This is a genomic window from Clostridium sp. (assembly GCF_022482905.1).
Lineage (GTDB): Bacteria > Bacillota > Clostridia > Clostridiales > Clostridiaceae > Clostridium_B.
Map to the genome: position 1 here is coordinate 1247588 of NZ_JAKVOI010000001.1, position 17183 is coordinate 1264770.

The 17183-nt window shown below is 32.7% G+C and carries 18 protein-coding genes, 1 pseudogene and 1 other annotated feature; of the genes and pseudogenes, 8 read left to right on the top strand and 11 right to left on the bottom strand.

Going from position 1 to position 17183, the window contains the following annotated elements; genetic code table 11:
* The first annotated feature begins 20 nt into the window (after window positions 1-20).
* The 3 genes from miaA (at window position 21) to LKE46_RS06155 (ending at window position 2640) form a co-directional block, all read left to right on the top strand.
* On the top strand, window positions 21-968 hold the full coding sequence (miaA, locus tag LKE46_RS06145; protein WP_291719411.1) for a tRNA (adenosine(37)-N6)-dimethylallyltransferase MiaA: 948 nt from the start codon (window positions 21-23) through the stop codon (window positions 966-968).
* An 83-nt stretch (window positions 969-1051) separates the two neighbouring features.
* Window positions 1052-1291, top strand: coding sequence for an RNA chaperone Hfq (gene hfq / locus LKE46_RS06150; RefSeq protein WP_291719414.1), 240 nt, complete (start codon window positions 1052-1054; stop codon window positions 1289-1291).
* 62 nt (window positions 1292-1353) lie between these two features.
* Window positions 1354-2640: an aminotransferase class I/II-fold pyridoxal phosphate-dependent enzyme gene (locus LKE46_RS06155; protein ID WP_291719416.1), complete on the top strand. Its 1287-nt coding sequence runs from the start codon at window positions 1354-1356 to the stop codon at window positions 2638-2640.
* On the opposite strand, the gene lexA is transcribed toward LKE46_RS06155, so the two are convergent.
* Window positions 2641-3255, bottom strand: coding sequence for a transcriptional repressor LexA (gene lexA / locus LKE46_RS06160; RefSeq protein ID WP_291719418.1), 615 nt, complete (start codon window positions 3253-3255; stop codon window positions 2641-2643).
* A 146-nt stretch (window positions 3256-3401) separates the two neighbouring features.
* Between lexA and LKE46_RS06165 the strand changes: the two genes are divergently transcribed.
* Window positions 3402-3815, top strand: coding sequence for a hypothetical protein (locus LKE46_RS06165; RefSeq protein ID WP_291719420.1), 414 nt, complete (start codon window positions 3402-3404; stop codon window positions 3813-3815).
* 11 nt (window positions 3816-3826) lie between these two features.
* Here LKE46_RS06165 and LKE46_RS06170 read toward each other — a convergent pair whose 3' ends face one another.
* The gene (locus tag LKE46_RS06170; RefSeq protein ID WP_291719422.1) at window positions 3827-4819 is read right to left on the bottom strand and encodes a tyrosine recombinase XerC; all 993 of its coding nucleotides are present in this window, start codon (window positions 4817-4819) and stop codon (window positions 3827-3829) included.
* 692 nt (window positions 4820-5511) lie between these two features.
* Here LKE46_RS06170 and LKE46_RS06175 point away from each other — a divergent pair.
* The 4 genes and pseudogenes from LKE46_RS06175 (at window position 5512) to LKE46_RS06190 (ending at window position 9496) form a co-directional block, all read left to right on the top strand.
* Window positions 5512-6408 (top strand): acyl-CoA dehydratase activase-related protein, encoded by an 897-nt coding sequence (locus LKE46_RS06175; protein ID WP_291719424.1) that lies wholly within the window; start codon window positions 5512-5514, stop codon window positions 6406-6408.
* Window positions 6405-7503, top strand: a pseudogene (locus LKE46_RS06180) (acyl-CoA dehydratase activase-related protein). The gene LKE46_RS06175 and the pseudogene LKE46_RS06180 overlap by 4 nt, the downstream one beginning before the upstream one ends.
* On the top strand, window positions 7484-8449 hold the full coding sequence (locus tag LKE46_RS06185) for an acyl-CoA dehydratase activase (protein WP_291719429.1): 966 nt from the start codon (window positions 7484-7486) through the stop codon (window positions 8447-8449). Before LKE46_RS06180 ends, LKE46_RS06185 begins: the two are co-directional and overlap by 20 nt.
* Before the next feature lie 189 nt (window positions 8450-8638).
* Window positions 8639-9496, top strand: a complete 858-nt coding sequence (locus tag LKE46_RS06190) for a YitT family protein (protein WP_291719431.1) — start codon at window positions 8639-8641, stop codon at window positions 9494-9496.
* Window positions 9497-9574: 78 nt separating this feature from the next.
* Here the strand turns inward: LKE46_RS06190 and LKE46_RS06195 are convergent, their stop codons facing one another.
* From LKE46_RS06195 to spoVAE, 9 genes are all read right to left on the bottom strand, one after another.
* Complete coding sequence (locus LKE46_RS06195; RefSeq protein ID WP_291725593.1) at window positions 9575-9787, bottom strand: DUF3006 domain-containing protein; 213 nt, start codon at window positions 9785-9787, stop codon at window positions 9575-9577.
* Between the two features lie 197 nt (window positions 9788-9984).
* The gene (gene trpA, locus LKE46_RS06200) at window positions 9985-10773 is read right to left on the bottom strand and encodes a tryptophan synthase subunit alpha (protein WP_291719433.1); all 789 of its coding nucleotides are present in this window, start codon (window positions 10771-10773) and stop codon (window positions 9985-9987) included.
* The gene (trpB, locus tag LKE46_RS06205; RefSeq protein WP_291719435.1) at window positions 10766-11947 is read right to left on the bottom strand and encodes a tryptophan synthase subunit beta; all 1182 of its coding nucleotides are present in this window, start codon (window positions 11945-11947) and stop codon (window positions 10766-10768) included. Before trpB ends, trpA begins: the two co-directional genes overlap by 8 nt.
* Complete coding sequence (locus LKE46_RS06210) at window positions 11944-12543, bottom strand: phosphoribosylanthranilate isomerase (protein ID WP_291719437.1); 600 nt, start codon at window positions 12541-12543, stop codon at window positions 11944-11946. The genes trpB and LKE46_RS06210 overlap by 4 nt, the downstream gene beginning before the upstream one ends.
* A 24-nt stretch (window positions 12544-12567) precedes the next feature.
* Window positions 12568-13356 carry an indole-3-glycerol phosphate synthase TrpC gene (trpC, locus tag LKE46_RS06215; protein ID WP_291719439.1) on the bottom strand — a complete coding sequence of 263 codons (789 nt, stop codon included), beginning with the start codon at window positions 13354-13356 and terminating at the stop codon, window positions 12568-12570.
* A gap of 5 nt (window positions 13357-13361) precedes the next feature.
* Window positions 13362-14372, bottom strand: coding sequence for an anthranilate phosphoribosyltransferase (gene trpD, locus LKE46_RS06220; RefSeq protein ID WP_291719441.1), 1011 nt, complete (start codon window positions 14370-14372; stop codon window positions 13362-13364).
* The gene (locus tag LKE46_RS06225; RefSeq protein ID WP_291719443.1) at window positions 14362-14943 is read right to left on the bottom strand and encodes an anthranilate synthase component II; all 582 of its coding nucleotides are present in this window, start codon (window positions 14941-14943) and stop codon (window positions 14362-14364) included. Before LKE46_RS06225 ends, trpD begins: the two co-directional genes overlap by 11 nt.
* Window positions 14944-16374, bottom strand: a complete 1431-nt coding sequence (trpE, locus tag LKE46_RS06230; protein WP_291719445.1) for an anthranilate synthase component I — start codon at window positions 16372-16374, stop codon at window positions 14944-14946.
* 46 nt (window positions 16375-16420) lie between these two features.
* Window positions 16421-16735: a binding site (T-box leader), on the bottom strand.
* A 73-nt stretch (window positions 16736-16808) separates the two neighbouring features.
* Window positions 16809-17162, bottom strand: a complete 354-nt coding sequence (gene spoVAE, locus LKE46_RS06235; RefSeq protein WP_291719447.1) for a stage V sporulation protein AE — start codon at window positions 17160-17162, stop codon at window positions 16809-16811.
* Window positions 17163-17183 lie beyond the last annotated feature (21 nt).

Below are 17183 nucleotides of genomic sequence, written 5' to 3' on the forward strand. Positions count from 1 at the left end.
ATAACTATTAGGAGGTTTCAATGATTGACCTATTTATACTTGCAGGGCCTACTGCAATTGGAAAGACAGATATATCCATAAAAATCGCAAAAAAACTGAATGCAGAGATAATATCGGCAGATTCCATGCAGATATACAAATATATGGATATCGGTTCTGCAAAGATAAAAAAAAGTGAAATGCAGGGAGTTATACACCATATGATAGACGTTGTTTCTCCGGAAGATGACTTCAATGTGTTAAAATACAAGCTCATGGCAGGCCGCTGTATAAGTAAAATACATGACAGTAAAAAGCTTCCCATGATAGTTGGTGGAACTGGTTTTTATATAAACTCCCTTATATTCAACTATGATTTTACTGAAGCACATATTGATAAAAATTACAGAAAATATCTTAAAAATCTTGCATGTGAAAAGGGCAGGGAATATGTACATGCTCTTTTAAAAGACATAGATCCCGGGTCTTTTCAGAGATTATATCCAAATGACCTCAAGAGAGTAATACGTGCACTTGAAGTATATAAATTAACCGGAAGGACGATGAGCGACTTCAATAGAGAAAACAATATATATGATATACCCTATAATGTATATTATTTTGTACTCACTATGAACAGGGAAAAATTATATGATAGAATAAATAAAAGGGTAGATATGATGATCTCAAAAGGACTCATAGATGAAGTCAAAAAGCTCAAGTCCATGGGCTATGACTCCTCAATGCAGTCCATGAAGGGAATAGGTTATAAGGAAATCCTGAACTATCTTGATGGCAGCATGTCTCTTGATAAAGCAATAGAGCTGATCAAACAGGGCAGTAGAAACTATGCTAAAAGGCAGCTTACATGGTTTAGAAAAGACAAGAGGGTAAACTGGATAAATAAAGATGATTTTAAGGATGACGCTGCTGTTTCAGACTATATAATAGACAAATTTTATTCTATGAAAAACTTGTTTAAAAGTTAAATACTGGTATAATATATTTATTGAAAAGATTTAAGGAAACTTTATAATATTGTATTATATAAAGCCGTGGAAGGGGGAGAAGTATGGGTAAACCAATCAATAATTTACAAGATATATTTTTAAATGGGGCAAGAAAAAATAAAACTGCAGTAACCATACATTTAACTAATGGTTTCCAAATTAAAGGTAGTGTAAAGGGATTTGACAACTTTACAGTTATATTAGATGTAGATGGAAAACAAATGATGATATATAAACATGCAATATCTACAATTACGCCTTTCAAGACAATTTTATTCAATACTATACAGGAGGGTGAGTAAAAAGATTAGGCAGTATTGCCTATTCTTTTTTATGTAACAACACATTCGGGAGGTAATCAACTTTGTTGGAAATAACTAAGAAAAAACTTAAAAATATATATAAAATAGATGAAGACATACTGAACTTGTATGAAAAAGCATTAAATGATGTTGAAGACCAATTCAAATATTATGACAATATAAGGGAGTATAACCAGCTTAAGGTTCTCAATGCACTTCAGGAAGAAGGAATAAGTGAATCTCATTTCACCAATTCATCAGGCTATGGATACGGTGACATAGGAAGGGATTCTCTCGACAAGGTATACGCACGTATATTCAATTCAGAAAGTGCCATTATAAGACCCCATTTTGTAAATGGAACCCATGCCCTTGGCTGTGCATTGTTTGGAAACTTAAGGCCCGGTTATACTTTGCTTTCAGTATGTGGCAAGCCTTATGATACACTTCATGGAATAATAGGTATGGATGGAAATAAGAACATAGGTTCTCTTAAAGAATATGGAGTCAATTATGAACAGGTAGACTTAAAAGAAGACGGCAGCATAGATTTTGATTCTATAAAAAGTCATCTTGAGAACAATAGCTCTATAAAATTAATACATATACAACGATCTACTGGATATGACTGGAGAAAGGCACTTCTAATATCTGAAATAAAGAATATAATTAACTTTGTAAAACGTATAAATCCTGATTTGATATGCCTTGTTGACAATTGCTATGGAGAATTTATAGATACACTGGAGCCAACGGATGTAGGTGCAGATATTGCAGCCGGATCTCTGATAAAAAATATAGGAGGGGGAATAGCACCAACAGGCGGATATATTGTTGGCAGAGAAAAATATGTAACTCAAGCTTCCTACAGGCTGACAGTACCCGGAATAGGAGGTGAATGCGGTTCCACCTTCGGGATTATGAGACAGCTTTATCAAGGATTATTTTTTGCACCTCATGTAGCAATTGAAGCCTTGAAGGGAGCTCTGCTCTGTTCAAGAATAATGGAGCTTGCAGGATTTTCCGTGCTTCCAAAATACACAGATAAGCGCAGTGACATAATCCAGGCAATCAAATTCAATGACAAGGATAAATTGATAAAATTCTGTAAGGGAATTCAAAAGGGCTCTCCTGTAGATTCTTTCGTGCAATGTGAACCTTGGGATATGCCAGGTTATTCAGATCAAATTATAATGGCCGCAGGTGCCTTTATTCAAGGATCTTCAATAGAGCTATCTGCAGATGCACCTATAAGAGAGCCTTATATAGCATATCTGCAGGGAGGACTCACATTTGACCATGCCAAAATAGGAATACTCATAGCATTATCAAATATATACAATAAATAATCAATATTCTCTATACAGTCCAACTAACCTTCCAATAATAGTACAATCAGGTACTATTATTGGTTCCATAGTTTCATTTTCAGGTTGAAGTCTTATATGATCGCTTTCCTTGAAAAATCTTTTCAAAGTTGCTTCATTTTCAATTAACGCAGCTATTACTTCACCATTTTCAGCTGAATTTGTTTTTTCAATTATAGCAAAATCTCCATCCAGGATGCCTGCATCTATCATACTTTCACCATGAATTTTAAGCATAAAAAGTTGGTTCCTATTTTTTATATAATCTATCGGGAGTGGAAATGTATCTTCTATATTTTCTACAGCAAGAATAGGCTTTCCTGCAGCTATAGTACCTATTATAGGTATGTTGACCATTTCTTTTCTATTTGATAGATTTTCTACAATTTCTATTGTTCTAGGTTTTGTTGCATCTCTTTTTATATATCCATCCTTCTCCAACCTTTCTAAATGCCTGTGAACAGTAGATGTAGATTTTGCACCTACAGCTGAACATATTTCCCTGACGGAAGGAGGGTAACCTTTTTGTTCAACATATGATTTTATATATTTATATATTTGCAGTCTTCTTTCACTACCTTGCTTTTTTTCCAACATAAAAACACCCCTTGCATTTTATTAATTTGAATTATATCATATATACTGTATAATAGCAAACTTATGTTCTGTTATTGACAATTTTTGAACTTATATTCTATACTAGGCTTTAGACTATAAATTTAAAAATTGTCCGGGAGGAAATTATGAGTAGAACGTTTTGTATATTTGATGATAAAAAATTATGCAACAACTGCGGAGAGTGTGATTTATGTGATTTAACTCCAGATAAAAAGTGTAATAACTGTGGTAAATGTCTTGAAATGGAAGGGTATGATATGAGAGCCATAAAGATTGACAGTATACTTGAAGATAATGATCCAGAAGAGCCCATTAGCAAGGTCGGTTCTCATTTATCAAACGAATTTTCTAATGACGAACACGATAAAAATAGTTCAGATGTTTTTGATAAATATTCCGTTCAATATATAGAAGATATAGATGGTTTATCAGAAATTTTGGAGAATGAAAACAATTTTAAAAAACTGGCACATGAAGAATATCCCGGATTCATTAAAATACAAAAAAAGCCGGGGAATGATAGGAATCAGTCCGAATAAAGGTCTGATTCCTATTTAAAATCATCTTCATCGCTAAGTGGATTGGAATTTACAGCTTCTCTCAACTTTTCATCATCTACATGTGTGTATATCTGAGTAGTAGATACATTTTCATGGCCTAGTATCTTCTGAAGACTTCTTATATCCACATTACCGTACTTATACATCAGAGTTGCAGCAGTGTGTCTCAATTTATGCGGGGTATATTTCTTGTCGTCAAGACCAGCCTTCTTTAAATACTTTTTCAGGATCATCTCTACGGATCTTTTGTTTATTCTACTGTAATTTTTACTTATAAAAAGGGCATCTTTATCTTTTATTTTATCATATTCTAGATTTCTAACAGCAAGATATCGGTTAAGTGCTTTCAAGCATGCATTATTCAAGTAAATAGTTCTTTCTTTGTTTCCCTTTCCTATAACAGTCAAAGTATCATCTTTTATATTGGATATGTTAATACCGCACAATTCCGAAAGTCTCATTCCACAATTAAGAAACAATGTTATCATGCAATAGTCTCTTTCCTGGAATTTTCCATCTATTGATTTTAAAAGCTCCTTGCTCTCACTAAGTGTAAGATATATAGGATTTCTTCTGTCTATTTTCGGAGATTCAAGCTCATCAGCAGGGTTTTCAGATATAATTTTGGACTTATTATATAAATATTTAAAAAATGATTTGAGCGAGGCAACTTTCCTGGCCCTGGCATAAGCTCCATTTTCCCTGTATTTTTCCGCAAAAGATATATAGGCAAACAAGTCACTCAAATTCACACTGTTTAAAAATTCATTGTCTATATCTGCTATATATATTTTTTGAAAATCACAATTCTCCGGAACCAAGTTTCTATATAGCTTCAGAAATCTAAAAAACATTGTTAAGTCAATTTTATAACCATCCAGAGTATTTTTTGATTTTCCACGTATAGTTCCAAGGTAATTCAGAAAATCATTCAGACACTTGGGCAGCGCCTTGTCATATACATGTTCAAGATTGTACTGCATTCAGCAATCCCCTCCTCATAAATACATTCAACTTCGCTAAATGGTTATTTAGCGAAGTTACTTTATTATAAATTTCTATAAATCAATAATAAATCCTTCTTTAATAAAGTTAATTTTTTATTAACTTTATTAAAGAACTACTTTTATTGTATAAATAATAATTATTTTGTCTATGAAATATCGACTTTATATTATTGCTTATTCAATTGATAATATTCTCATTTGATCTGCAATTTAACTTAAATTAAAAATGATTTTTCTTGTTGTCTAAAATTCATTTTTAAAAATCACGTTATTAACACATTGTGGAAAATAAGTGGGTACTTGTAAAATCAATATATTTCCACAATATGTTAATAAGGCTGTGCATTCATTTTTAGCCCTTTTACTCCCTTATTCTACTTATTTTTATATCACATAATATTTTAGAATATATTGTACTATTATGCAAAATTTTTATGGGCTTATTTGAAAATAAAAAAATAAAAATGTCTTTAAATAGTATTTTTACTTGTTTAAAGACATTTTAAAAATTTTACTTTTAAATAAATTGATTTTTTTATTTATAATTTTGTATACTTTTTGTATAATGAGGTAAAATATACTAATAGATTGATGTGGAATTTATAATTATACTAGTAAAGGAGGCATTCTGCTAATCTAATAGACCAATTTATTAGCAGAATATTTATATGATAGTTGGTATACCAAATGGATTGTTATATTGTAAGTATTCCCCTTTTTTAAACACATTTTTTACAGAATTAGGTGCCAGGATCATAGTATCCCCTAATACAAATGAAAAAATACTTAATCTAGGCACCAAATACTGTGTAGATGAAGCATGCCTTCCTATAAAAATATTTCATGGACATGTGGCCTATATAAAAGATACATGCGATATTATACTTATTCCCAGAATAATGCAGCTAAATAAAAAGGAATTTATTTGTCCAAAATTTTGCGGTTTGCCTGAAATGGTTGAAAACAGCATACCTGATATGCCCCCCACTATTTCTACCCCTATTTATGCTTTTTCAGAATCTAAGTTCAAACCATGGATTAGAAAAACAGGATTGGTGTTTACCAAAAATATTTTGAAAATAAATTTTGCCTATAAAACTGCATTAAAAGCACAAATGGATTTTAAACCTGGTGTAAGAGATGATTCTTCTCCAATAAAAGTTGCATTGGTAGGTCATCCATATAATATATATGATAAGTTTGCAAATATGAATGTAGTTAAAAAATTAACTGCACTTGGCATAGGCCTGCTTACAGAAGAACATTTAAGCAAGTCCGATATAGACAATCAATCTAAAAGTTTATTTAAAAGACCATTTTGGACCTTTGCAAAAAATTCATATGGTTTTTCCACTTATATGGCAGCTCATAAAAAAGTAGATGGAATCGTGTATATATCTTCTTTTTCTTGTGGTATAGATTCCGTAATAATTGAATTGATAAAAAATAAACTTGGTGATTTTCCCATGTTGGTGCTTAAAATAGATGAACAAACCGGTGAGGCCGGATTTGATACTAGATTGGAGGCTTTCTCCGATATGTTAAAAAGGAGATGCGTAAAATGAAAATAACTTTTCCAAACCTTGGAAACACTATTTTTGCAGCAAAAGCTGTTTTTGATGGACTTGATATAGATTATGTACTGCCACCCAAAAGCAATAAAACCATATTGGAAAATGGATGTCTTTATTCACCGGAAGAAATTTGCCTGCCATTTAAAATAATGATAGGTTCATACATTGAAAGTATAAAAAAAGGAGCTGATACAATACTTCTGGTTGGAAGCTGCGGTCCCTGCAGATTTGGGGAATATTGCGAACTTCAAATGAATGTTCTGAAAAATTTGGGATATAATTTGAATTTTATAGTTATAGACTCACCTGGTGATATAGGAACAAAAGAATTTATGAGAAGATTATCCGAAATAAATAATGAAAGCAGCAAATCAACCCACGAAAAATTGAAAGTATTGTTTTCCGCACTTAAAATAATAAATTTAATAGATTCCATCGAAAAAAAGGCAAAATATATGTCAGGCTACGAAATTAATACAGGTGAATGTAAAAGTATCCTAAGACAATGTAAAGAAGACGCAATTAAATGCAATTCTCCATATAAGATGTTATCCACCTTGAAATATTACAAAAATAAACTGGATGGTATTTTAGTAGATAAAAACAAAAATCCACTTAGAATAGCTGTAATCGGAGAAATATACACAATAATTGAACCTTTTTCAAATCTTTTTATCGAAGACAAACTTTTAAATTATGGTACTTCTGTAACAAGGTACCTGACCCCGAGCTGGTGGATAAAAAATACACTTTTATCCGTTTTAAAATTGAACTCTCCCCGAATAAGAAGTTATTCTAAAAAGTATCTCCCCTTTTACATAGGTGGGCATGCTAGAGAGTGTATCGGTGAAGCAATGATTGCCAAAAAAGATGGACTTGACGGAGCTATTCAAATTTTTCCAATGGGATGTATGCCTGAAATAGTATCTAAATCCATATTGCCAACCATATCAAGAAATGAAGATTTGCCAATACTCACCCTTGTTGTAGATGAACTTACCGGAGAGGATGGCTATATTACAAGAATTGAAGCTTTTTTAGATTTACTTGAAAGGAGAAAAAGCAAATGTATTATATAGGAGTTGACGTAGGATCAGTTAGTACTGATATCGTTATAGTAGATGAGAACATAGATGTAATTGAATCAATATACTTGAGAACAAAAGGAAGACCAATAAATGCAATTCAGGAAGGATTCAGGCTGCTCTGCACTAAATACAATGATTCACAGATAAAAGCTGTTGGAACCACTGGAAGTGGAAGAAAAATAGCTTCATCAATCATAGGGGCCGATATGATAAAAAACGAAATAACCTGTCATGCCGTAGCCGCACTCAATATGGATAAAAATGTGAGAACCATAATTGAAATTGGAGGTCAGGATTCGAAAATAATAATATTGAATAAAGGTATTGTTTCTGATTTCGCAATGAATACAGTATGTGCTGCCGGAACAGGATCTTTTCTCGACAGGCAAGCTGAAAGACTAGATATACCTATAGAACAATTCGGTACTTATGCTCTTAAATCCGATTCTCCAGTAAGAATAGCCGGCAGATGTGCTGTATTTGCAGAATCGGATATGATTCACAAGCAGCAATTAGGTTACAGTAACAGTGACATAATAAATGGTCTCTGTAATGCTCTTGTTAGAAATTATCTAAGCAATGTTGCAAAAGGAAAAGATATAAAGGAGAATATATTTTTCCAGGGAGGCGTTGCTGCAAATATAGGTATGAAATCTGCATTTGAAAAAGCATTGGGCTGCAATATAACTGTCCCCCTAAATTACAAAGTTATGGGAGCCATAGGTGCTGCAATTCTTGCAAAAGAAAATATGGAAAAAACAAAAAGTCAAACAAAATTCAAGGGATTTAATCTTGTTGCCACAGATTTTATATCAAAAAGTTTCCACTGCACTGGATGTTCAAATGGATGTGAAATAATTAAAATACTTGGAAGTAATAAAATAATAGGTTTCTTTGGTGACAGATGTGGTAAATGGAACAACAAAAATAATATATCTGCATAATTTTCTATAAAACAAATTGATTTTAGATCATATTTGTAAAGTTATTTATCATTTATGTAAAAAGACTTATATTTATTTGACATGTCATAAATAGTTAATATATAATTAATATATAATTATTTAATATATTAGCAATATTGTTAATAAAATTTGTATATAAATAAAAGTCTAAATAAAGGATGTGATCTAATGTCAAAAAAATACCATAAAACAATTACAATGATAACCAAATTTCTAGCTATGTATATAGGAACAACTCTAGCCTCAATAGGTCTGGAACTTTTTCTGATTCCAAATAATGTAATAGATGGAGGGATAACTGGTATATCCATTATGGCAGGTTATATTACAGGATTACCTCTTGGACTATTTATTTTCATATTAAATATTCCTTTTTTAATAATCGGTTATAAACATATTGGAAAAACATTCACAATCTCAACATTATTTTCTGTATGCTCTCTTTCAATAATGGTATCAGTTTTTAAGAACTTGAACGCTTTTACCAATGATACCTTGCTCGCTTCAATATTCGGAGGTATACTTCTTGGAATTGGAGTAGGTCTTGTTATAAGAAATGGTGGATCTACAGATGGTACCGAAATTGTTGCAATAATCTTTGACAAAAAAACTGGGTTTTCAGTAGGGGAAATAGTTATGTTCATCAATATATTTATATTAAGCAGTGCCGGCCTCATATTCGGTTGGGATAGAGCTATGTATTCCCTCGTTACTTATTTTATTGCATTTAAAATGATCGATATAACATCCGAAGGCCTTGATGAATCAAAATCGGTTATAATAATTTCAGATAAATATAAAGAAATAACCGATGCCCTTCTCGCTAGATTGGGAAGGGGTGTAACTCTTTTAGAAGGAAAAGGAGCCTATTCCAATGTACCTACCAATGTAATATTTGTAATAATCTCACGTCTTGAGATAGCCAAGCTTAAATCCATAGTAAATGGTTTTGATAAACAAGCTCTTATTACTATAGGTAATGTAGATGTAACTGGTAAGAGTTTCAAGAAAAAAACCATACATTAAAATCACTAAATTGTATACAATATAAACAGTAAAAAGAAGAGATAATCTTAAAAAGTTATTTCTTCTTTTTACTGTTTATCATTTCCAAATATCTTTTGTTAGTTCATTTATGTTCTTTTTTCTCTTATTCGTCTCTTCCTCATCTATTATTATAGAATCTCCCTCTATTTTCAATACATCTCCTTCTTTTGCATTCATCGGTATATTTATTCTTTTTATATCCATCATAGTCCTGTCATCTTTTTCACATACAGCATAAGGACCTTCAAATCTATCTATTACAACTTTTATACTATTCATTTTCCCTTCACCCCCTGTAATTACCATTATATTACTCTCTTAGCATACTTACAAGTATCTATTTTTTGTTGTTTGTTTACTTTTATTTTTAATTTACATAATATTTATTATATAAATTAAAAGCAGCAACCATGATTTCATAATTATATATTAACTAAGAAATCATGGCCCTGCTCACATCAAATTTCCTATAATACTGCCTTTACATCTTTGACAAACCCTTCGACATTTTCAAACATTTCTTTTTTATCCTCAATTTCATCAACTTTCTTTACGATTGCACTTCCTATAATTATACCATCACAATATTTTTTAAGTTCCTTAGCCATTTCAGGACTGGATATACCAAAACCAATAGCTTTAGGAATATCTGTATACTTTGATACTACATCCATATATCCATCCATGTTTGTACTTATTTTATCTCTTGCACCAGTAACTCCATTTGTTGAAACACAGTAGATAAATCCGCTGGCATTGCTTACTATCTTCTTTATTCTTTCCTTTGAAGTTGGTGCTATTAGAGGAATAAGTGCTACTTCATATTTATCGGCAATTTTAAGAATATCCTTTCTTTCTTCTATTGGTAGATCTGGTATTATTATTCCATCAATTCCTACATTTCTACACTGACTTATAAATTTCTCAATTCCATATTTGAATACTGAATTATAGTATACCAAATATACCAGTGGCACCTCAGTATTCAATCGTATATTTTTTACACAGTCCATTATCCTTGATATGGTTGTGCCATTTTTGAGAGATCTGGCAGAAGATTTCTGTATTGTAGGTCCGTCTGCTATTGGATCCGAATAAGGCACTCCAAGTTCTATAATATCTGCTCCTCCTTTTTCCATGGAGTATACAAGTTCTGCCGTAGTTTCAAAGTCCGGATCTCCTGCAGTTATAAATGATATCATGGCCTTCTCATTTTTTTCTTTTAATTTCTTAAATTTTGCATCTATTCTATTCATCCAGATTTACCCCCATTACTTTAGCTATGGTATTCATATCCTTGTCCCCTCTTCCTGATATGTTTACAATTATAATTTTATCCTTTGACAGTGTTGGAGCTAGTTTTATAGTATATGCAAGAGCATGTGAGCTCTCCAGTGCAGGTATTATTCCTTCTGTTCTCGATACTTCCATAAAAGCATTTACCGCCTCACTGTCATTGGCCGTTACATACTCCGCTCTTCCTATATCATGGAAGTATGCATGTTCCGGCCCTACGCCAGGATAATCCAGTCCGGCAGAAATTGAATATGCAGGGAGTATCTGTCCATCATTGTCTTGAAGTACATATGTCATCATGCCGTGGATAACACCGACAGAACCCTTTGTTATACTTGCCGCATGCTTGTCAGTATCAATTCCCTTTCCAGCTGCCTCCACTCCTATAAGTCTTACATCCTTATCCTCTGCAAAAGGATAGAATATACCCATGGCATTGCTTCCACCGCCGATACATGCAACAATGCAGTCAGGCAGTCTTCCTTCCTTTTCAAATATCTGCCTTCTGGCTTCATCCCCTATAACCCGCTGGAAGTCCCTTACAATAGTCGGATAAGGATGAGGCCCCATTACTGTTCCTATAACATAAAAAGTATCTTCTATTCTTGTAACCCAGTTTCTCATAGCTTCATTTACAGCATCCTTGAGTGTACCAGTTCCTGCTGTAACAGATGTAACCTTTGCACCAAGTATTTTCATCTTAAAAACATTGAGAGACTGTCTTCTTATATCTTCCTCACCCATAAATATTTCACATTCCATATTGAACATTGCAGCTATGGTTGCAGTAGCCAGCCCATGCTGACCCGCACCTGTTTCCGCAATTACTCTTTTTTTACCCATTCTCTTTGCAAGAAGCACCTGCCCCAAAGCATTGTTTATCTTGTGGGCACCGGTATGGTTTAAATCCTCTCTCTTGAAATATATTTTTGCCCCACCAAGTTTTTTAGTCAGATTTTCTGCATAGTACAAAGGTGACTCCCTTCCTACATAATCCTTTAAATAGTATTTGAATTTCTCTACAAAATTCTCATCATTTTTTGCCTTATTGTATTCCTCTTCCAGTTCAATAATTGCATTCATTATAGTTTCTGGGACATACTGTCCTCCAAATTTTCCAAATCTTCCAATCACTCTATGTTCCTCACTTTCTCAATAAATTTTCTTATTTTATCCGAATCTTTATATCCAGAAGTTTCAACTCCGCTTGAAACATCTACAATATCAGGCTTTATTATGTTTACAGCTGTTTCCACATTTTCATGATCAAGTCCACCTGCAAGTATTAAATCTCCATTAAATTTAAAATTCCCTGCAATGTTCCATTTAAAACTTTTTCCACTTCCTGCTGTTTTATTATCCAGAACTATTCCATCTGCATATCTATAATTTAAATTTAAAATATCACTTTTATCTCTTATTTTTATTGCTTCCCATATTATAAACTTCTTAAAGTATTTCATATACTCATTATCCTCAGAACCATGAAATTGAATTACATCAAGTTCAAGTATATTCGAAATATTCTTAACATATTCAAGTGATTCATCTACAAAAACTCCCACAGTTTTAATCTCTGCATCCAATCTGGATATAAGTTTTTTCCCCTGTTCCAGGTTTATCCTGCGATTACTTTTTGAAAATACAAATCCTGCATAATCGGGTTTATATTTGTTTATATAATCAACATCTTCTATTCTTCTCAATCCACATATCTTTATTTTTATCAATATCCAGTTTTCACCTCCAGTCTGTCAATTATTTTTTATATCATCTATGAACTCCTTCATATCATCAATACTGTCAAGTCTTTTCATGAATCCTTCCCCTATCAAAACTCCATTTACAGGAAGACTCTTTATATACTTAAAATCCTCTGAAGTCTTAATTCCACTTTCAGAAACCACAGTGATACTTTGATTTATATATTTAATTAAATCCTCTGTATTTTTTAAATCTACAGTGAAATTCTCAAGATTTCTGTTGTTTATTCCAATTATTTTAGAATCTATATCCAATGCCCTGTCCAGTTCTCTTTTATTATGAACTTCCACAATGCATTGAAGACCCATACTGGATGCTAATTTATAAAATTTATGGATTTCTTCGTTTAAAACTCCAACTATCAAGAGTATGGCATCCGCTCCCAGAAGCTTTGACTCGTAAATCTGATATTCATCTACAATAAAGTCCTTCCTAAGAACAGGCTTTGAAACTATGTTCTTAACTGACTTCAAGTATTCATCCTTTCCCTTAAAATAGTTTCCTTCTGTAAGTACGGATACTGCATCTATATCCAATTCTTCATATACTCTGGCTATATTTTCAGGATAAAAATCTTCAACTATTACTCCCCTGGACGGAGATGCCTTTTTTATCTCACCTATAATGGATATATTGTCTTTAGATAGTGCTCCCCTGAAATCCATTGAGTATGAATTATTTGACTTGTCAAGCTCACTTATAATACCCTGAAGAGGTTTATTTTTCTTTCTAACTTCAATTTCTTTCTTTTTTGATGCTACTATATCATCAAGTATCATAATAATCATCCCCTACTATAATTCAATATTTCCTGCAATTTTTCATAAGCTTTATTTGAATCAATAAGTTCATTTGCCATATCAATACCTTCTTTTATATTTTGGGCTTTTTTGCCTACATAAAGAGCGGCTGCACTGTTTAGTACTACTATATCTCTTTTCTTCCCCTTTCTTCCTTTCAATATATCTATAATTATATCTGCATTTTGTTTTGCAGTTCCTCCACATATGTCTTTATTACTTGCCTTTTCCATGCCATATTCTTCAGGATCTATTGTATAATCTTTTATCTCTCCATCTTTCAGTTCACTTACATATGTAAGTGAAGTAGTTGTAATTTCATCAAGTCCATCCTTCCCATGAACTACCATAACTCTTTCGCTTCCCAAATTTTTCAGAGCTTGTGCTATAGGATTTGTCAGTTCTCTTTTATATACTCCTAATATCTGTCCTTGTACAAAGGCAGGATTGGTAATGGGCCCCAGTATGTTGAATATTGTCCTGACACCAAGTTCTCTTCTGATACCAGCCACATTTTTCATGGCGCTGTGATACATGGGTGCAAATAAAAATCCCATACCTATGTCATCAATGGATTTCTCAACTTTTGACTTGTCAAGATTTATATCAATGCCAAGTTCATTTAAAACATCTGCACTTCCACTTTTACTGGATACTGCCCTATTTCCATGTTTTGCAATTTTTACTCCACCTGCAGCTGCTACAATGGAGGCTGCAGTAGATATATTGAAAGTCTTTCCACCATCTCCCCCGGTTCCGCAAGTATCGATGGCATAATCAGATTTCAACTTTACAGGTACCGCCATTTTTCTCATAGCTCTGGCACAACCCGTTATTTCGGAAATTGATTCTCCCTTCATCTTCAAAGCTATTAACAGCCCTGAAACAGTAGAAACCGGCTCTTTTCCACTCATTATACTATTCATGACCTCTTCCGATTCAGCTTCAGACAAGTCAATACCTGATACAACCTTTTTTATAGCTTTATTTAACATAACATACCTCCTGCAAAAAATTTTTTATTATATCATGTCCACATTCAGTCAATATGGATTCAGGATGAAACTGTAATCCATATATAGGATAACTCTTATGTTTAATACCCATAAGCACACCGTCTTCACTTTCAGCCGTCTTTATGAACTCGGATTCTATTGAACTTTTCTCAACAACCAGGGAATGATATCTCATTACCCTAATTGGGGTTTTGATTTTTTTGAACAACTTATTGTCTACATGATCTATCATGGAGGTCTTTCCGTGTTTTATCTCCTTCGCTCTAACTACATTTCCACCAAATGCCCTGGCTATTGCCTGATGTCCAAGACATATTCCGAGAATTGGTATACATCTGCCATATTTTTTTATCACTTCGATACATATTCCTGCATCATCTGGCGTACCTGGTCCAGGAGATATTATTATCCCCTGAAGATTCTTAATTTTCTCAATATCGTCCACTTCAATTTCATCATTCCTGACTACTTTTATATCCTGATAGAATTCCCCCACATACTGGTATAGATTGTAGGTAAATGAATCATAGTTATCTATAACAAGTATCAACTATATCACCTCCATAAGTGCTCTGGCTTTATTGATGGATTCATTGTATTCTTCCTCCGGATTTGAATCATAAACTATTCCCGCACCTGCCTGTATATATGCACATTTATCTTTGAGAACCAATGTCCTGATGGCAATACATGTATCCATATTTTTATTATAGGAAAAATATCCTACAGCTCCTGCATACAACAACCTTTTTCTGTTTTCAATTTCATCGATTATCTCCATGGCCCTTATTTTAGGTGCCCCAGAAACCGTACCTGCTGGAATACACGTCGTGAAAGCATCAAAGCTGGATATGTTGTTTTTTAATTGGCCTTCAACCTCTGAAACTATATGCATAACATGAGAATATTCTTCCACCTTCATAAATTTTGTGACCTGAACGGTTCCAAACTTGCTGACTTTTCCTATATCATTTCTGCCAAGATCAACTAGCATAACATGTTCTGCACGTTCTTTTTCATCATTTATAAGTTCATCTTTCAGTTTTTCATCTTCTTCCTTATTGGCTCCCCTTTTTCTTGTACCTGCAATAGGATTTGTACTTACTACACCATCTTGTACACTCACAAGTCTTTCAGGTGAAGATCCTATAATTTGAAAGTCATCAAAATCCATATAAAACAGATAGGGTGATGGGTTTTCATATCTTAATTTTCTATATATATCAAATGCCTCAAAATCAGTTCTGCATTTAAGTCTCTGGGAAACAACCACCTGAAATATATCTCCCTTTTTTATATATTCCTTGGCCTTTTCTACATTTCTACAGAACTCGTCTTTTGTATAATTTGAATTTATTTTTACCTTATTATAATTATTATGAATATTATGAATATGTGTTCCGCTAGTAATTTGTATATACATCTCTTTTAAATAACGTGTAATTTCAGAGTATTCAGTATCGTCTTCCGGAAACACATTATATACTAAAATAATTCTATGTTTTAAATGGTCATAACATATAAATGTTTTATAAAACATAAAACATGCTTCAGGTATTTTTAAATCATCTATATTGTTGTCACTTATATTTTCATATTGTTTTATTACATCGTAACCTGCATATCCAATTGCTCCTCCTGTAAATGGTATGTCAAGTACATCTGAATTATAGTTTATTTCCATATATTTTTCTACAAAATCCATGATCCTGCCTTTCTCCATAAAACCTGAATCTTCTTTCTCTACATATACATTACCTTTAAAGCCTTTTATCTTCATATAAGGATCAGAAGCTATAAAAGAGTACCTTCCCTTATCCTTGTCAAATTCAACACTTTCCATAATAATTTTATTTTTACCTTGTAAACCATAAAATATATTTATAGGTGTTATCTCATCTCCATTTAATTCACAGGCAACAGGAAATGCTGTATTTTGTTTTTTTAATCTTTCAAATTCATTCAGTTCTATACATATCAAGTTCATTACCTCCTAAATATAAAAATAAAAAGACATTATAATCCCAATCTGGGACGAAATGTCTTTTTCGCGGTACCACCCATCTTAGCTTTATATCAAGAATAGAAAAACATTTCTCCTAATCAGGAAGAAATGCACAACATTCTTAAGCCATCCAAATATAAAACTCAACTCATAAAGTACAGAGAATAATCTCAATACTCCGCCTTTTTAACGGTAGGATACCGGTTATCTGCTACTATCAAGTTCACATTACTTCTCACAGACCCATTCAATATCAGTTATAGTATCTAGATCTCACCACCCTAGATTCTCTTTAACTAAACTTATGATATCTACTACTTCTGCTCATAGAATTTAAAAATCATATTCATTGATATTAATTTTAAATCTATTTTTGGAATTTGTCAACACTTTAAAAATACCATTAATTTCTATCCTTTTGGTTTAAATATAAGTGATGCTATGAAACCAAAAATTATAGCTGCCGATATACCTGCACTTGTAACTTCAAAGGTCCCGGTCAGCACCCCTATTATTCCATATTTCTGTGCTTCCATAAGAGCTCCCTTTACAAGAGCATTACCAAAACTACTAATTGGAACCGAAGCACCTGCTCCTGCAAATTTTATCAGAGGTTCATATAATCCTAGTCCTCCCAATATGGCACCTATAACTACAAATGTAGTCATAGTATGTGCGGGAGTCAACTTAAATACATCCATCATTATCTGTCCTACAATGCATATACCCCCTCCTACCAAAAAAGCCCAAAGAAACTTTTCCAAAACAATACACCCTCTTTTTGA